Raw genomic sequence first — 16,370 nt, forward strand, 5'->3', positions numbered from 1 at the left:
AACTTTTCTTTATTTTTCCAAAGTGGCTAACTTGTTCTTGCAATTTGCGAATCATATTTTTTATTTCTAATGCTAAACAAATACAGACAAATTACTAATATAACAATACCAGTAAAGGCTCCTGCACTATCTAAAATCACATCTTCAACTAATGGCGTACGTCCACCAGTCAGTCCTTGATGAAACTCATCAAATGCGGCCAAGCCGGTCGTTGTCATCCATGGTATAACAATCATCAAAAAATAATTACGTTTGAAATATGTAATCAAAGCTAAAGCTAAGAAAACTCCTAATACTAAGTAAATACTGAAGTGTGCTCCTTTACGAATAAAGAACTCAATGAATTTAAAATAGCCATCGTTAGCGACAGATTGATACTTACCACCATAATTAAAGCCAATCTGAGACAAACTATGCTCAAAAGGCTTATTTTGAAGATACCTCTCTAAAAAAGGAACCGACGTTTGTTGTTTATAAGTCATGGAAGAACTGTAAAACAATCCTAATAGAATTACGATAGCTATTCCATAAAACCACTTCTCATATTGCTTAATTTTTTTCATTATTCATCTTCCATTTTAACTGTTGCATTGATCTCCTTGGCATCATCAAAATATCCTGAATAATACAAGGAATGAATTGCCCAAAAGTACATAAATGTAGAGAAAATCAAAATAACAACAAAATCATATGGATAATGAACTAAATTAATTCCTCCAAAACTGGAACTACCTAACCATGAAATCATTGCTAATCCAAACAAATGTACGATCAACCACAAACTAGCATATAATTTTTGCCTAAATTCTCTAAATCCACGACGTGCATCGTAAATGAAGTAAATTGGCAAACCAACAATAATTATAACAATAACTTCCACAGTCGTTGGAAACATTGCCCAATAAATTGCCAAACTGATCAAATCAAAGACAATTGGCGCCAAAATGTGCATCCCTTTAATCTTTGTTGGACGCTTTAAATTAGGCCCCATCTTTCGTAAACTACCAGCTACTACTGGACCGGACAAAAGTGAAATCAATGTCGAAGCAGCAACTACTCTTGATAAGAGCGACCAATTTTTAAATAGTAAAATCAAAACAAAACTAACTAACATATTTATCATCAAAGCCACTCTAGGTGAATGATACTTGTTATTTGCGTTACTCAAGAACAGTGGTAAATGCTTATTCTTAGGCATTGACGATAATGATTTACTTGCTGAAGAAGCAAAGGCGATTCCACTACCAACTGGTGAAATAAAGGCCGTAAAGTAAACCAAAGTTGATAACCAATAAATATTTAACAAAATAGCCAAATCGGCAAATGGTGAATTAAAATTGATTTTAGCCCAACCACCATTGGTTACTGACTGTGGTAATGCACCGATAAAGACAATTTGTAAGGCAATATAAACTAAAGCACTAATCAATAATGAAATAATTATCCCACGTCTAATGTTTACTGAAGGTTTGCTTATATCATTACTCAAATTAATGACAGTTTGAAAAGCCACATAAGAGTAAATAATTCCGGCACTTCCAATTGCTACGAAAATCGAAGCTGAACCATTAGGCATAAATTCTTGAAAATTACTACCCATGTTACCAAAATCAAAATGTGCAGAAATTAAAACAATCATTGTAATAATTGGTACAACTAATTTTAAAACTGAGATGAAATTATTGAATTTTGCCATAATCGCTACTGACCAATAATTAATAAAAGTAAATATTAAAATCATCACAGCCGCCATCATTAAACCTTGTGACGTTAGTTGTCCATCTTTCATAAAACCATGAGTCCATTGTGCCCATTCCCAAGGCCAAGTACTCATATATTGAGTTGATGCTACAGCTTCAATCGGTAAAATTGCTAAGAGCGATAGCCAATTAGCCCATGAGAAAATATGTCCTAAAAGCGATCCGTGAGTATACATCGTAAAACGACTCATCGCACCTTCTTCAGGGAACATTGTCCCAATCTCAACATAAACCATCGCAATCATTGCTACTAAAACTGCCCCAATAATCCAGGCCAGAATTGCAGCCGGACCAGCTATTTGAGCTGCTTGACTAGAACCGAACATCCAACCGGAGCCAATAATAGCACTCAGACCAAACATAACTGTGGAAAACAGATTTAATTTTTTATTCCTCATAAAACCACCAATCTATACATTTTATAGTAAAAAAAATAGCCTCAATTACGAGACTATTATATATCCACTACGTCTAAATAGGCTACTCTACTGTCACACTTTTTGCAAGATTACGAGGTTTATCAACGTCATTGCCACGTGCCAAACTTGCATAATAGGCAATCAATTGAGCAGGTACGACACTGATGATTGGTGAGATCAATTCGTCAATTTCAGGAATGATAATTTGATCGCCTTTTTCAGCGTACTTTTGACTAGCAATTACTAATACGTGAGCACCACGAGCCTCAACTTCTTGAATGTTGCCACGTGTATGACTAGCACCAACGCCATCGTTAATATAAGCAAATACCGGTGTATTCTTTTCGATCAAAGCGATGGTACCATGTTTCAATTCTCCAGCAGCAAAGCCTTCAGCATGGATATAAGAGATTTCTTTTAACTTCAAGGCTGCTTCAAGTGATAAAGCATAATCAATTCCACGGCCGATATAAAAGGCATTTGATTGACCCGTTAAGTAATCAGCTGTTAATTTCTTGATAGTTTCTTTTTCATCAACTATTTGTTGAATTCCATTAGCAGCTAAAGCAAGTTGTTTTTTCAAATTAAAGTCTTTAGCTACTTCCAAATTCTTTTCATCGCCTAGGGCTTTAGCTAGAACTGCTTCGACGGCAATTTGAGCTGTATAAGCTTTGGTTGAAGCAACAGCAATTTCAGGACCAGCTAGAAGTTCCATCGTATAAGTTGCTTCTCTTGAAAGAGTTGAATTTGGAACATTTGTCATAGTCAAACTTGGCAAATTCATTTTATTCACTTTAACTAATACTTGACGACTATCTGCTGTTTCACCACTTTGTGAAAGGAAGATGAAGAATGGATGCTTAGAAAGCTTTGGCATATGATATCCAAATTCACTTCCTAATTCAACATCAACTGGAACATCAGCAATCTTTTCAAAAATATTTCTACCAACTAAACCAGCGTGATAACTCGTACCGGCAGCAATGATGTATAAACGGTCAGCTTTCTTCAATTCATCTAACAAATCTTGTTCAACATTCAATGTTCCATCAGATTTGATGTAATTTTGAGAAATCTTTCTCATTACGTTTGGTTGTTCATCGATTTCTTTTAACATGTAGTGATCATAAGTTCCCTTAGAAATATCACTAGCATCCAAGTTAACGGTATATGAATCTCTATGAACGGGTGTGCCATCAATTTTTGAGATATTAACACTGCCCTTTTCCAAAATTACTACTTCACCATCATGGATTTCAACGAATTCATGAGTTTGATCAAGCATTGCCATAGCATCAGAACAGATAACATTGAATCCATCACCTAAACCGATCAACAATGGGCTCTTATTCTTAGCAACAAAGATTCTGTCCGGTTGTTCTTTATCAATCATGGCAAAAGCATATGAACCTTGAATCAAGCTCAAAGCTTTCCTAAAAGCAGCTTCACCATCAAGCCCCTCTTTAGCAAAATGATCAACTAATTGAACGGCTACTTCAGTATCAGTTTGACTCTTAAAATCAACGCCTTGTAAGTATTTTTCTTTTAATTCTTCAAAATTAGTTAAAACACCATTGTGTACTAAATAAAAACGATTATCTTCTGAGAAATGAGGATGTGCATTTTCAACTGTTGGCTTACCATGAGTTGCCCATCTAGTATGACCGATTCCTACTGAACCAACCACATCATCAGTAACAGCATTTTCAAGTTTACTAATCTTACCGACCTCTTTAACCAAGTAATCCTTACCTGCTTGGTTATTGACATAAATACCGGCTGAATCATAACCACGGTATTCTAGTTTTTCTAATCCGTTTAACAAAATATCAGTAGTTTTATTATTTCCAATTACTCCAACAATTCCACACATAGTTTTCAAGCCTTTCTAGATTGGTCTAGTTTATTTTTTATAAAATGGTATAGTTCATTCGAATTAACTTTATCATCTTGCGACAATGCCTAGAATACTAATATTAGGTTTTTTTGTCAAGAAAATATTAACATTTTTCTTAAATGGTATAGTTGGTGCATACCACACTGTATAAATCGGTATAGTTGGTATATGCCGATATAATTAACTCACTATAAAGTCAATAAGAAAAAAGTATGCCAAAAAAAATAGAGATTGGGGTATTAATCCCTCAATCTCTATTTATTAATTTTATTATATAGTCTTTAATGTCATAAAACTAATATTTTAGCTTAATTCATTTTTAACTACTTCAACGATTTGATCACAGTATTCGTTAACCTTTTCTTCAGTCGAAGCTTCACACATAACGCGAAGTAATGCTTGTGTACCACTAGGACGAACTAATACACGACCATCGCCATCCATTTCATCTTCGACAGCTTTAATGGCATCAAGAATTGGTTGATGTTTATCCCATGAGTTCTTATCAGCAACTGGTACGTTAACTAATTTTTGTGGATATACCTTGACAGGTGCACCTAATTCAGCAAGACTCTTGCCAGTTTCTTTCATAACGTGCAACAAATGGATACCAGTCAACATACCATCACCAGTATTCATGTATTCATACAAAACAACGTGACCTGATTGTTCGCCACCAATGTTGTAATTGTTTTTACGGATTTCTTCAACCACATGACGGTCTCCGACAGCAGTTTGAACCGACTTCATCCCGTTAGCTTCAATTGCTTTGTACAAACCGATATTACTCATAACAGTCGTTACGATCGTATCTTTTTTGAGGCGACCACCATCGTGAAGGTATTTACCAAGAATAAACATAATCTTGTCACCATCAACGATATTTCCGTCAGCATCAACGGCAATACAACGGTCTCCATCACCATCAAAAGCCAATCCGGCTACAGCATCAGATTCTTTAACACGTTGTGCCAATTGTTCTGGATGAGTTGAACCAACATTTTTGTTGATATTGATCCCATCTGGATGAGATGCCATAATTTCAAAATCTACGCCCAAATCAGCGAATAAGGTACTTGCCAAACGACTAGTTGAACCATTGGCAGTATCCAAAACAATCTTCATACCACTCAAATCATCCGATAGAGTTTGTTTTAAGAATTGAAGATATTTTTGGGCACCTTCTGGATAGTCAGAAACGCTACCTAATCCTTCTGCTGATGGTCTTGGTAAAGTATCTTCTTTAGCATCTAATAATTCTTCAATTTCTTCTTCAACGTCATCAGGTAGTTTATAACCATCTGAACCAAAGAACTTGATTCCGTTATCTTCAGCAGGATTGTGTGATGCAGAGATCATAATTCCCGCATCAGCAGAAACGGCACGGATTAGATATGCTACAGCAGGAGTAGTAATTACGTCAAGGTCCAAAACCTCAATACCTACAGAAAGTAATCCTGAAATTAAGCTTGATTGCAACATTTGACCTGAAATACGTGTATCTCTAGCAACTAAAACACGTGGACGTGCATCTTCATTTTCTGAATGCTGTGTTAGAACATAGCCACCAAATCTTCCTAACTTAAATGCCAGTTCGGGACTTAATTCTTTATTTGCAATACCTCTTACTCCATCTGTTCCAAAATATTTTGTCATGAAAAACTTACCCCCAGCGTATTATTGTTCGCTATTATCATCTGTCGAATTATCATTCGATGAACTTGTATCATCGTTCGTACTACTATCAGTAGTATTCGAACTTGTATTACTATTGCCGTTTGATGAACTAGACGAACCAGTTGTGATCGAAACATCAATAGTATCTGGATCCGTAAAAGCCACTTTATTCCCTAAAGCATCAGCCAAATTGATTGATTTTTTAGTATTGCTATTCACATCGCTAACATCAACTGGCACGTCAACGGAACTATCAATTGCATCAATTTGATCTTGCGTTCCATAGACTCGAATCGTCTTGACATCAGATGTGACCGATAAATTTGAAGTGGTACTACTTGAAGTTCCCTTTTGTTTCAAATTTATGCTGACTTGCTTACTTTGAATCGAAATTGGAATTTTAACGTGGACTGTTTGTGGATCCAATGTAACATTTACAGTTTTACCATTTTTATCGAGTGCTTGCACTAAAACTTCTTGATCAAATGTCGATTTTATTCCTTTTGGCAAAATTGGTTTAACAATCACCTTAGCAATTTTTTCAATTTCCGTGGCCGCTCCAGTGACTGTTACTGTATCTGGAGAAACTTCTACTTTGCCAGTCTCATAACCAGTTGCCAAGGAATCTTTGTTGTAATCAACATCGACATCAAATTTTTTCGTTTCACGATGCTGGATATTGACAGTAACATATTTAGGCTTAATGCTATAAGTCAATTCACTGTTCAAACCAGACTCTTTGATTTGTACACGATGCTGCCCAACTGATAAATCTTTTAAATTCAAATATAAATTAAAATTTTGTGTATTTTTGGTTGCAGTAACCAAAGCTGAAGGGCCTTCAATTGTTATTTTGACAGTCTCCGGATACCCAGTTATGTAGTATTTATCCACATCAGCTTGCAATTGCAATGGCACTGAAATAGTTGTTTTCTTTGTTACAGTCGAAGTGTTAGATTGATTAGAATCTCTCGTTGATCCAACTCCAGGTGAACTAACGTAAAAAAACAGCCATAGTGCACAACAGAGGGCAATAAATGCATAAAAATAATTACTATTAATTATCTTTTTCATTTTGGTCCTCCTTCTTTCGGCGACCTATTTTAAAGAAGTCTGAAATCGAACGGTTGGCATTTTCATTTGGATCTTTCAATTGAGCGTGAAGATATTTGAGATAATCTTCCCTCGTTAGATCCAACATCATATGCCCATTGCGAGTAATCATTACACCACCAGTCTCTTCGGAAACAACAATTGTGATAGCATCAGTAACTTCACTGATACCAACCGCAGCTCTATGCCGTGTTCCTAATTCCTTAGGTATCGTGTTGCTTTCAGAAAGAGGCAAATAAGCGGCCGCAACTGAAATACGATTATTTCGAATAATAACTGCTCCATCATGTAATGGCGTATTCGGAATAAAAATATTGATCAGTAAAGCCCCAGTGACTTCGGCATCCAAATCAATCCCGGTTTCGACATATTCTTCCAAACCAGTATTCATTTCCAAAGTTATCAGAGCACCGATTCGACGTTTACTCATGTACTGAATAGCCTGATCAAGACTTTCAATCAAATGATTTTTCGTTTTACCTTCTTCATTGCTCGTCGAACTGAATAACGGCAATCTTCCCAAGTGTTCCAAACCACGTCTTATTTCTGGCTGGAAAATTATCACGATAACAATAATTCCCCAATTGATCAGTTGATCCATCAAAAATGAAACAGTGTGCAAATTTAAGGCCCAACTGACTAATTTAATAACAAAAATAATTACGATTCCTTTGAGAAGCTGTACTGCTTTAGTTCCTCGTAACATTGACAGAACTTTATATAAAACATACCAGACTACTAGGATATCAACCAAGTTAGCCAGGTTCTGCCATGTAAAAATATTGCTTGGTATAAAATTCATTTTTCTAGCTCCTTAGCAGTTCGAATTAATTATAACAAACAATAAAAATTATAAAAGTTCATCATATATTGAGTTTTATTCCACACCTATATTGATAACTTCTTCGCTATAATTAATATTTTTTCTTAACTCATTAGCAGTTACTTTGCTAACACGTCCTTGTTCTAACATATCCTGAACAAAAGCGCGTTGATAACTCAAAGCTTTTACTTCTAAGGCCATTCGCTCACTGTTAAATTCTGGCGAACGTCCTCGATACTTCCCTTGTAACAATTCCAAACGATCTTCATAATGTCGTTGGAAAATATAAATCAAATTATCATCGATATCTTCTTGATTGGATTGATCTAATTCTTGAAGTTTTTCCAAAGCTCTCTTAGCTCCAGCAATAGAGATTTTGATTGAATCTTGATTCATTTGTTGAATATCGTTATATTTAACCGAACGATAGATCCAACGTTTAATTTGTAAGAAGGTTCTTCTAAAATAGCTAATGAAAAATTCAATTGTAGAATTATAACGACGATGCACAATTTCTTTCTTGTACTTAGCAATCTTTCTCATTGCCAAATCATATGAATCATCAGAAATTTCGTGGTTCTCATATAATTCATCAATCGCCTCTAATTCACAGTTAAAACAGATATCCCACAGTTCAGCATCTTTTTTACTTTTTACCCGACGCTTACTGATTTGATGGCTGGCAACATTAGAATTGTTGTTTCGGAAAGTCAAATTTCTAATATCGTTTAAATATTCGGCAATCACAGAAGAATAAACTGCAGTATCGCCTTCATCCATTTCATTACGAAGTTTTTTAACTGTTTTATCTAAAATAACACGATTAGCTTCAATTCGAGTCAATTCTATTGGTGCAATCTCTTCTTCGTCGTCATCAGAATTATCTGAGTTATCAGAACTAAAGGTATTACCACGATAAGCAACCGGTGCACTACTCTTCGTTAGCATAGGAATCAAAATTGTAGCTCCTAACAAACTGAAAATAATTACTGCACTGGCGACAAATAATAATAATGTTCTTGAAGGAAATGGAGCTCCACCTTTGATCGTCATAGGTAGTGACAAAACACCAACCATAGTTACAGCCCCACGGACTCCGGAAATTCCGGACATTAAACAATCATAAAGTCGTGTTTTAGACCATAACTTGATTTTGCCATCGGGATTATTAGAAAATGTCGAATAAATATAACTCCAAGCAAATCTAATAACAACTAACATTATCCAAATGATAAAAGCTAAAATTGTTGCCCAAAATGTATTGATGTTATCATTATGAACTAACTCTTCCATCGCAAACGGGATTTCAATTCCCAACAAGACAAAGACGATTCCATTCAATACGTAAACAACTAAATCCCAAGTTCTGGAGGTAATCAATCGGATTTCTGGCGTGAAAGCACTCATATTGTGGTTTGAAGAAATGTTCAAAATACCAGCAATTACAACCGCTACGACCCCAGAAACATCAAAGATATCTTCAGCAACGTAATAAATAATAAATGGAATAATAATTTGGATTATGGCATGTAAAATTGAATCATCTACACCTTGATTGATTAAGTACAAACGAATTCCATTAAAAATCCAAATCATTATTGCACCCACTAAAGCACCAACGATTGAAATATGGAAAAAATCAATCGTAGCGCTCTTTAATGAGAACATCCCAGTAACAGTGGCAGCGACCCCATATTTAAAGCAAATCAAACCAGATGCATCATTAATCAAACTTTCACCACTGATCAGATGCATCAATTTATCCGGAATGTGCGCTTTTTTAGCAATCGATTGAACCGCGATTGGATCAGTTGGCGATAAAACTGCTACCAGTGTAAAAGCAGTTGCCCAAGGTAAACTTGGGATTAAAAATTTCACGAATACTCCACCAACTAGAGTTGAAATAATAACTAAAATAATCGCATTACCTAAAATTGGACCTTTGAGTTTCCAAAGCTCTCGTTTAGGAAAATTATTCCCGTCATTAAACAAAATTGGCGCAATGAACGCTAACAAAAACCACTCCGTATCGACATAAATCTTAACGTGCATAAATAATGCCGCTAAAATCCCGGCTGCGATTTGTAGCAAACTAGGTGGTATCGACACAAAGTAGTGACTAACAATATTGGCAATAATTAAGAGTGAAAGAATCAAAATAATTGATTCAAGTATTTCCACAGACAACACCTACCATTCTTTTATTTTTTGTCCTCACCAATAATGCGAACTTCGGTATGAAGTTCAACATCAAACTTTTCTTTAACAGTCTTTTGGATCAGATGAATCAAATTCATATAATCAGTTGCCGTGGCATGTTTAACATTGACGATAAAACCGGCATGCTTCATAGAAACTTGGGCACCGCCAACCATTTTACCTTGCAAACCAGCTTTAATAATCAAAGGACCAGTAAAATGACCCTTTGGACGTTTAAAGACGCTACCACATGATGGGTATTCCAATGGTTGCTTAGAACGTCTCAAAGCATTTAATCGGTCCATTTCTTCTTGAATAACTTCTTTATTACCACGTTTTAAATTAAACGTAGCGCTTATAACGATACCGCCATCATCTTGTACGGTACTGTGACGATAACTAAAATTCATATCATCATGAGTTAAAGTCGTAATGTGTCCATCAGGTAGCAAAACTTCGGCAGACTCAAAAACATCTTTGATTTCTCCACCGTATGCTCCAGCATTCATGAATACAGCTCCCCCAACGCTTCCTGGGATTCCAGCTGCAAACTCTATACCTGTTAAACCAGCTTTTTGTGCAGCAATCGTAGTATTAATGATTGTTGCACCAGCTTCAGCAGTAACTTTAGTTTCAGAAACTTCAATCTTTTTAAAATTAGGTAAAATTATCACAATGCCACGAATGCCACCATCTTTAATAATTAAATTACTGGCATTACCAATAACCGTAATTGGCACTTGATTAACGCGAGCAGTATCAACAATTTGAATCAACTCTTCACGTGTTTTAGGAAAAGCTAAAGTATCAGCGTTTCCGCCAGTTTTAGTAAAAGTATATTTACTAAGTGGCTCATCTAATTTAAATTCAATATTTGGTAATTTTTCAACTGGAAAATTCAATATTCATCATCCTTTATGTTACTAAGACTTATCTTTAATTTTATCACATAGTTAGCTTCTTAACGACCAAACAGGCATCCCAATAATGCTATAATTACGCTGAGGTGATTTTATGAAACTAATATCGTGGAATGTAAACGGTTTACGTGCCGTTGTCAAAAAAGACTTCATTTCTACTTTCCAACAATTAAACGCGGATATTTTCAGTATCCAAGAAACTAAAATGCAAGCAGGTCAGCTTGATCTTGATTTGCCTGGATACCACCAATACTTCTTTTATGCTAAGAAAAAAGGCTATTCTGGAACTGCTATTTTCTCAAAGGCCGAACCGATTTCGGTTAAACAAGGTTTAGGTATCGAAGAATTTGATGATGAAGGACGGACTATAACCTTAGAATTTCCTGATTTTTACTTAATTAATAGCTATACACCTAACTCACAGCCAAAATTAAAACGTGTCGCTTATCGGATGCGTTATGACGATGCATTACGTAAATATATGTTACAATTATCGTCCGATAAACCCGTAATTCTCTGTGGTGATCTAAATGTTGCACACGAAGAAATCGATTTAAAAAATTCTAAAACTAATCACAAAAACCCCGGTTTCTCTGATCAAGAACGTGACAAATTTAGTGAACTACTAGATAGTGGCTTTATCGATAGTTTCCGTTCACTTCACCCTAAAGAAATCAAATATTCATGGTGGAGTTATCGCTTTAATGCACGTAAAAATAACGCTGGGTGGAGAATCGACTACTTTGTCGTTTCTAAGAATGGTCAACAATTGATTCAAAACGCCGATATTTTGACGGATATTTATGGATCGGACCATTGCCCAATCGAATTAGACCTTAATATTAAAGGAGAATAATTTATGAATTTCGTTGCCATGGACTTTGAAACAGCTAATGGTAAAAGGACGAGTGCTTGTTCCTTAGCCCTAGTCCTTGTTCGAGAAAACCAAATCGTGGATAGTTTTTATACATTGATTAACCCTAGAGAAATTTTTAGTCCCCGCAATATTCAAATCCACCACATAACACCCCAAGACGTTCAAGATGCACCAACTTTTGATCAAGTTTGGCCCCATATTGAACCACTTTTTGACAGTAGTCATCTCGTTGCTGCACACAATGCTAGTTTCGACAATAGTGTTTTAAAGAATACTCTAACTAACTATGGCATCATAGCTCCAAAGTATTTAACTATCGATACTTTAAGAACTAGTCGTAAATTTTATCCCGATTTTCCAAATCACAAATTAAACACTGTTTCCAAGGCTTTAAATATTGACTTAAAAAATCATCACAATGCATTAGCCGACAGCGTTGCTTGTGCTGAAATTTTGCTTAAAACTGAACAAGAATTTGGAACCGAACAAATAAAAAAGATGATTAAGCTTACTTAACCATCTTTGACATTACTATTGTTTTACTTTTTGTTAACTCAGTTGTAAATCCATATTTTTGATAAATATGAATTGCGGCTGAGTTATTTTTGTACACTTCTAAAATTATCTTTTCTAATGGTGATGCATTCGCCCAATCGATTGCCTCTTCAAGTAAATACGAAGCAATCCCATTATTCCAGAACTCTTTATCGACTACCACGCCAAATTCAGCTTTTTTAGTATCAATTCGCTCTAGTCGACAATAACCAATGAGTTCATCTTCTAATACTGCTAAGATCAATTCATCATATTCTGATTGAAAGATAGCATCTAACGAAATTTCTTCATCCCGAATGGATGTTGATTGTATATCGTCAAATGAAATAAAATCACTTTGCCGACTGACTTTTTTTAAAAAATCTAATAAGTCCTGAGCATCTTTTGGGACAGCTTCACGTAATTTTAATTGTTGGCTCATAATTGTTCAAAACCTCGTTGATTAAACCTAGTTCCATGTAATTTAAAAGTAACTTTTCGATCAGTATCTGACAAACGCTCAATATTAATCGTCAGATGATCCTTTGGAATCTCATCTTTGATAAATTGAGGCCATTCAACCATCGTTATACCATCACCATTGAAATATTCATCAAAGCCCAAGTCTTCATCAGGACTGCTTTCTAGACGATAGGCATCCATGTGATACAAAGGGATTTTACCATCTTTATACTCACGAATTAAGGTAAACGTAGGACTTTTTACATTACGTTTGATTCCTAATCCTCGAGCTAAGCCCCGAGTCAAAGTGGTCTTCCCTACACCCAAGTCACCATTTAAAACTACAACGTCACTTGGCCTCAGCAATTGAGCCATCTTTTCGCCTAAGTCTTCGGTTTCTTCGTATGAATGGGTCGTTACTTGATATTCAAGCATAATTTCTCCTTAATTCTATAATGCTAAAGCTGCCGTTAAAATGGCTGACTTGTAGACATCTTCTTCATTGCAACCACGTGATAGATCAGAAATTGGCTTAGCTAATCCTTGCAAAATAGGTCCAATAGCTTCAAAACCACCGAATCTTTGTGCAATCTTATAACCGATATTTCCTGATTGAAGATCTGGGAAAACAAAGACGTTTGCATGTCCTGCCACTTTTGAATCCGGAGCCTTTTGAGCACCAACACTAGGTACAAAAGCCGCATCAAATTGTAATTCACCGTCAAGAGCTAAATCAGGTGCTAATTTTTGAGCAATCTTAGTAGCTTCAGCGACTTTAGTAACTTCATCACTCTTAGCACTACCCTTAGTCGAGAAACTCAACATAGCAACTTTAGGATCGATATCAAATAATTTTGCATCTTTTGCTGTTTGAACGGCAATTTCAGCTAATTCTTGGGCATTAGGATTGATGTTGATAGCACAGTCAGCAAACATATAACGTTCTTCGCCCTTTTGCATAATGAAGGATCCACTGATACGAGAATTTCCTGGAGCAGTTTTAACAATTTGTAAAGCTGGACGAACAGTATCACCAGTTGAATGAATTGCACCAGAAACCATTCCGTCAGCCTTGTCCATATAAACTAGCATTGTTCCAAAGTAGTTGTTATCTAGAAGCATCTTTTCAGCTTGTTCTTCAGTATTCTTGCCTTTACGACGTTCAACAAATTTTTCAACCATTGTGTCAAAGTCAGCATAATTTTTAGGATCAATAATTTCAATACCAGAAATATCAAACGATTTTTCATCAGCAACCTTATCGATCTCTTCTTGATTACCAATTAAAATAGGTTTAAGAACATTTTCTTTAACTAAACGAACGGCAGCGCCTAAAATTCTAGGTTCTTCACCTTCTGGGAAAACAATCGTTAAATCTTTTCCATTAATCTTACTTTTGAGACTTTCAAATAAATCCATTACTTTTCCTCCATTTCATCATCAGCACGTTCAGGTAACTGCCAATTGATTTCTTTTTCATTATAGTTTAAAAGCGCTTGATTTGCTTTAGAAAATGGTTTAGAACCAAAAAATCCATATCTAGCCGCAAATGGACTCGGATGAGTTGAAGAAATAATTGTGTTCTTTGATTGATCGATCAAAGGAATCTTACTCTTAGCGGCATTCCCCCATAAAATAAAGACGACTTTGCCTCGTTCTGACAGAGCCTTGATAGCATAATCAGTTAGTTGTTCCCAACCTTTTCCTTTATGAGAATTAGCTTGTCCTCTTCTTACTGTTAGAACCGAGTTGAGTAATAAAACTCCTTGAGTAGCCCATGATTTCAAATAACCATGATTAACTGGCGTACATCCTAAGTCATCTTGTAATTCCTTATAAATATTGCGCAATGATGGTGGAATCGTCACACCTGGTTGAACAGCAAAACTACAACCAATTGCTTGATTTGGTTCATGATAAGGATCTTGTCCTAAAATGACAACTTTCGTTTTTGAAAAGGGAGTCCACTCAAAAGCCTGATAAATATGGTGCATCTCCGGATAGATAGTCTGAGTATTGTATTCTTCCACTAAAAATTCACGGAGTTTTTCATAATATGGTTTGTCAAATTCACTATTCAAAACTTCTTGCCAATCATTATTTATTAAGGTTTTCAAATTTACACCTACCTGTTTTGATATATAATTCCATAAAATATGGTAACATTCACTTATAGCATAACGCATTCGGAGGAAACTTTATGATTAAATTAATCGCATCCGATATGGATGGTACTTTACTAAACGAAAAGATGGAGGTTTCAGATCGTAACATCCAAGCAATCAAGGATGCACAAAAAGCCGGTATCGAGTTTCTGATTGCTACTGGTCGTGGTTTGAGTGAGGCCAAACCATTTTTAAGAAATCAAGTTCATCCAGGATATATCACTTTAAATGGGGCTGAAGTCTTCGATAGCGATGAAAAGTTGATTTCCAGCAATCCAATTTCTACAGAATCACAAAACAAAGTCGTTGACTACTTCCACAAGTATAATGTTTATTTTGAGGTCGTTACTGATAAGGGGATTTTTTCAAACGACCGCGAAGCTAGAGTCAATAATTTAGCTAATTTGCTAGTAAAATTAAACCCTGGCACTTCATTCAAGCAAGCCCTAAGAGATACTCAAGAGCGTGTCAAAATGATGCCTATGAACTTCGTAGACAATTATGAACATATCTTCAATGATAAATCCTTCAAAATCATGAAACTGATTGGATTTAATGAACACCAACATAAAGTATTGGCTCCTATGAAAAAAGAAATCACCAAAAATATTAAAGATGTAGTTGTCACTTCCTCATCCCCTAATAACGTTGAAGTTAATAGTGTTAATGCTCAAAAAGGAATTGCTCTTCTACAATATGCCAAAAAACGTAATATCTCAGCTGATGAAATTATGGCAATTGGAGATAATTTAAACGATTATTCCATGATCAAAGATGCTGGAGTCGGTGTAGCTATGAAAAATGCTATTCCAGTTATCAAAGAAATAGCTCAAATCGAAACCGACAACAATGTCAATGATGGTGTAGCTCAAATCATCGAAAAAACGATTGAGGACCAAAAACAGGGCTAATCATGGAGCTTTATATTCGTAAAGCAGATTTGGCAGTTGGCAATATTTTAGTCATTGCTAATCAAAGCAAGGAAACTATCTTTATAGCCTCGCGTGACAAAGAAAATCCTTTCTTAATCAAATTGTATAATCGTTTAAATACGTTAATTGGTGAAATAAGTTTAAAAAATAATTTTCTAAAAATTTATTCTATTAAAATCAATGGTGAAGAAAAAGCTACTATCAATGCTTTACCAATGATTGACTTAAAATTTGTTTATTTGAGTAAAGTTAATTGGAGTGTTATCGGCAACTTGGTTGAGTCTAATTATCACGTAACTCAAGCTGGCAAAGAAATTTTACAAGTTCAACCAACTATTTTAAGCCAAGGTCATCCTGGATTAGAGTTATCCTTTAGCAACTTAGATGACGGTCCCATGGGCACTTTATTAGCTATCTTTTTAGATAAATACATTAAATTACCTACTTTGGCGCCAAAAACTGACCTAGATGATTTAGGATTAAAATCCAAAATGCCTTATCTTAACAACTTTAATAAATAAAAAACCTTTCCTATCAGGTGAAGTGCTCTAAAATTGTTAGACATAATCTAACAACTTTGGGAGCACTTTTT

At 35.4% G+C, this 16,370-nt stretch carries 16 protein-coding genes; 4 read left to right on the top strand and 12 right to left on the bottom strand.

The window, feature by feature from the left end; translation table 11 throughout:
* Window positions 1-26 precede the first annotated feature (26 nt).
* From FC88_RS00545 to murB, 8 genes are all read right to left on the bottom strand, one after another.
* Window positions 27-563, bottom strand: a complete 537-nt coding sequence (locus tag FC88_RS00545) for a VanZ family protein (RefSeq protein ID WP_057811867.1) — start codon at window positions 561-563, stop codon at window positions 27-29.
* Window positions 563-2,158 (bottom strand): APC family permease, encoded by a 1,596-nt coding sequence (locus FC88_RS00550; protein ID WP_057811868.1) that lies wholly within the window; start codon window positions 2,156-2,158, stop codon window positions 563-565. The genes FC88_RS00545 and FC88_RS00550 overlap by 1 nt, the downstream gene beginning before the upstream one ends.
* 82 nt (window positions 2,159-2,240) lie before the next feature.
* Window positions 2,241-4,052, bottom strand: coding sequence for a glutamine--fructose-6-phosphate transaminase (isomerizing) (gene glmS / locus FC88_RS00555; protein ID WP_057811869.1), 1,812 nt, complete (start codon window positions 4,050-4,052; stop codon window positions 2,241-2,243).
* A gap of 327 nt (window positions 4,053-4,379) precedes the next feature.
* Entirely contained in the window at window positions 4,380-5,732 is a 1,353-nt protein-coding gene (gene glmM / locus FC88_RS00560) for a phosphoglucosamine mutase (protein ID WP_057811870.1), read from the bottom strand.
* 21 nt (window positions 5,733-5,753) lie between these two features.
* Window positions 5,754-6,827, bottom strand: a complete 1,074-nt coding sequence (locus tag FC88_RS00565; RefSeq protein WP_057811871.1) for a CdaR family protein — start codon at window positions 6,825-6,827, stop codon at window positions 5,754-5,756.
* Window positions 6,811-7,668: a diadenylate cyclase CdaA gene (cdaA, locus tag FC88_RS00570; protein WP_057811872.1), complete on the bottom strand. Its 858-nt coding sequence runs from the start codon at window positions 7,666-7,668 to the stop codon at window positions 6,811-6,813. The genes FC88_RS00565 and cdaA overlap by 17 nt, the downstream gene beginning before the upstream one ends.
* A 75-nt stretch (window positions 7,669-7,743) precedes the next feature.
* Window positions 7,744-9,870: a Na+/H+ antiporter gene (locus FC88_RS00575; protein WP_057811873.1), complete on the bottom strand. Its 2,127-nt coding sequence runs from the start codon at window positions 9,868-9,870 to the stop codon at window positions 7,744-7,746.
* A gap of 20 nt (window positions 9,871-9,890) precedes the next feature.
* A complete protein-coding gene (gene murB, locus FC88_RS00580; protein WP_057811874.1) occupies window positions 9,891-10,790 on the bottom strand; it encodes a UDP-N-acetylmuramate dehydrogenase in 900 nt (299 codons plus the stop codon).
* A gap of 112 nt (window positions 10,791-10,902) precedes the next feature.
* Here murB and FC88_RS00585 point away from each other — a divergent pair, with 112 nt between their 5' ends.
* Window positions 10,903-11,664, top strand: a complete 762-nt coding sequence (locus FC88_RS00585; RefSeq protein ID WP_057811875.1) for an exodeoxyribonuclease III — start codon at window positions 10,903-10,905, stop codon at window positions 11,662-11,664.
* A 3-nt stretch (window positions 11,665-11,667) separates the two neighbouring features.
* Entirely contained in the window at window positions 11,668-12,201 is a 534-nt protein-coding gene (locus FC88_RS00590) for a 3'-5' exonuclease (protein ID WP_057811876.1), read from the top strand.
* On the opposite strand, the gene FC88_RS00595 is transcribed toward FC88_RS00590, so the two are convergent.
* The 4 genes from FC88_RS00595 to FC88_RS00610 are packed head-to-tail and all read right to left on the bottom strand — an operon-like array spanning window position 12,194 to window position 14,798.
* Complete coding sequence (locus FC88_RS00595) at window positions 12,194-12,661, bottom strand: GNAT family N-acetyltransferase (protein WP_057811877.1); 468 nt, start codon at window positions 12,659-12,661, stop codon at window positions 12,194-12,196. The genes FC88_RS00590 and FC88_RS00595 overlap by 8 nt on opposite strands.
* The gene (tsaE, locus tag FC88_RS00600) at window positions 12,658-13,116 is read right to left on the bottom strand and encodes a tRNA (adenosine(37)-N6)-threonylcarbamoyltransferase complex ATPase subunit type 1 TsaE (RefSeq protein ID WP_057811878.1); all 459 of its coding nucleotides are present in this window, start codon (window positions 13,114-13,116) and stop codon (window positions 12,658-12,660) included. Before tsaE ends, FC88_RS00595 begins: the two co-directional genes overlap by 4 nt.
* Window positions 13,117-13,131: 15 nt before the next feature.
* Window positions 13,132-14,100 carry a phosphate acetyltransferase gene (pta, locus tag FC88_RS00605; RefSeq protein WP_057811879.1) on the bottom strand — a complete coding sequence of 323 codons (969 nt, stop codon included), beginning with the start codon at window positions 14,098-14,100 and terminating at the stop codon, window positions 13,132-13,134.
* A complete protein-coding gene (locus FC88_RS00610; protein ID WP_057811880.1) occupies window positions 14,100-14,798 on the bottom strand; it encodes a uracil-DNA glycosylase in 699 nt (232 codons plus the stop codon). The genes pta and FC88_RS00610 overlap by 1 nt, the downstream gene beginning before the upstream one ends.
* A gap of 83 nt (window positions 14,799-14,881) precedes the next feature.
* Between FC88_RS00610 and FC88_RS00615 the strand changes: the two genes are divergently transcribed.
* Complete coding sequence (locus tag FC88_RS00615) at window positions 14,882-15,757, top strand: Cof-type HAD-IIB family hydrolase (RefSeq protein ID WP_057811881.1); 876 nt, start codon at window positions 14,882-14,884, stop codon at window positions 15,755-15,757.
* Between the two features lie 2 nt (window positions 15,758-15,759).
* Window positions 15,760-16,299, top strand: coding sequence for an LURP-one-related/scramblase family protein (locus tag FC88_RS00620; RefSeq protein ID WP_057811882.1), 540 nt, complete (start codon window positions 15,760-15,762; stop codon window positions 16,297-16,299).
* Window positions 16,300-16,370: the final 71 nt, after the last annotated feature.

The organism is Companilactobacillus futsaii JCM 17355 (genome assembly GCF_001435505.1).
GTDB classification, from domain to species: Bacteria; Bacillota; Bacilli; order Lactobacillales; family Lactobacillaceae; genus Companilactobacillus; species Companilactobacillus futsaii.

What these genes read in the sequence shown, in the direction of transcription:
- cdaA (WP_057811872.1), bottom strand. Translation starts at nt 7,668, where the DNA reads ATGAATTTTATACCAAGCAATATTTTTACATGGCAGAACCTGGCTAAC.
- FC88_RS00615 (WP_057811881.1), top strand. Translation starts at nt 14,882, where the DNA reads ATGATTAAATTAATCGCATCCGATATGGATGGTACTTTACTAAACGAA.
- glmM (WP_057811870.1), bottom strand. Translation starts at nt 5,732, where the DNA reads ATGACAAAATATTTTGGAACAGATGGAGTAAGAGGTATTGCAAATAAA.
- FC88_RS00550 (WP_057811868.1), bottom strand. Translation starts at nt 2,158, where the DNA reads ATGAGGAATAAAAAATTAAATCTGTTTTCCACAGTTATGTTTGGTCTG.
- FC88_RS00595 (WP_057811877.1), bottom strand. Translation starts at nt 12,661, where the DNA reads ATGAGCCAACAATTAAAATTACGTGAAGCTGTCCCAAAAGATGCTCAG.
- FC88_RS00620 (WP_057811882.1), top strand. Translation starts at nt 15,760, where the DNA reads ATGGAGCTTTATATTCGTAAAGCAGATTTGGCAGTTGGCAATATTTTA.
- FC88_RS00565 (WP_057811871.1), bottom strand. Translation starts at nt 6,827, where the DNA reads ATGAAAAAGATAATTAATAGTAATTATTTTTATGCATTTATTGCCCTC.
- glmS (WP_057811869.1), bottom strand. Translation starts at nt 4,052, where the DNA reads ATGTGTGGAATTGTTGGAGTAATTGGAAATAATAAAACTACTGATATT.
- FC88_RS00545 (WP_057811867.1), bottom strand. Translation starts at nt 563, where the DNA reads ATGAAAAAAATTAAGCAATATGAGAAGTGGTTTTATGGAATAGCTATC.
- tsaE (WP_057811878.1), bottom strand. Translation starts at nt 13,116, where the DNA reads ATGCTTGAATATCAAGTAACGACCCATTCATACGAAGAAACCGAAGAC.
- pta (WP_057811879.1), bottom strand. Translation starts at nt 14,100, where the DNA reads ATGGATTTATTTGAAAGTCTCAAAAGTAAGATTAATGGAAAAGATTTA.
- FC88_RS00585 (WP_057811875.1), top strand. Translation starts at nt 10,903, where the DNA reads ATGAAACTAATATCGTGGAATGTAAACGGTTTACGTGCCGTTGTCAAA.
- FC88_RS00590 (WP_057811876.1), top strand. Translation starts at nt 11,668, where the DNA reads ATGAATTTCGTTGCCATGGACTTTGAAACAGCTAATGGTAAAAGGACG.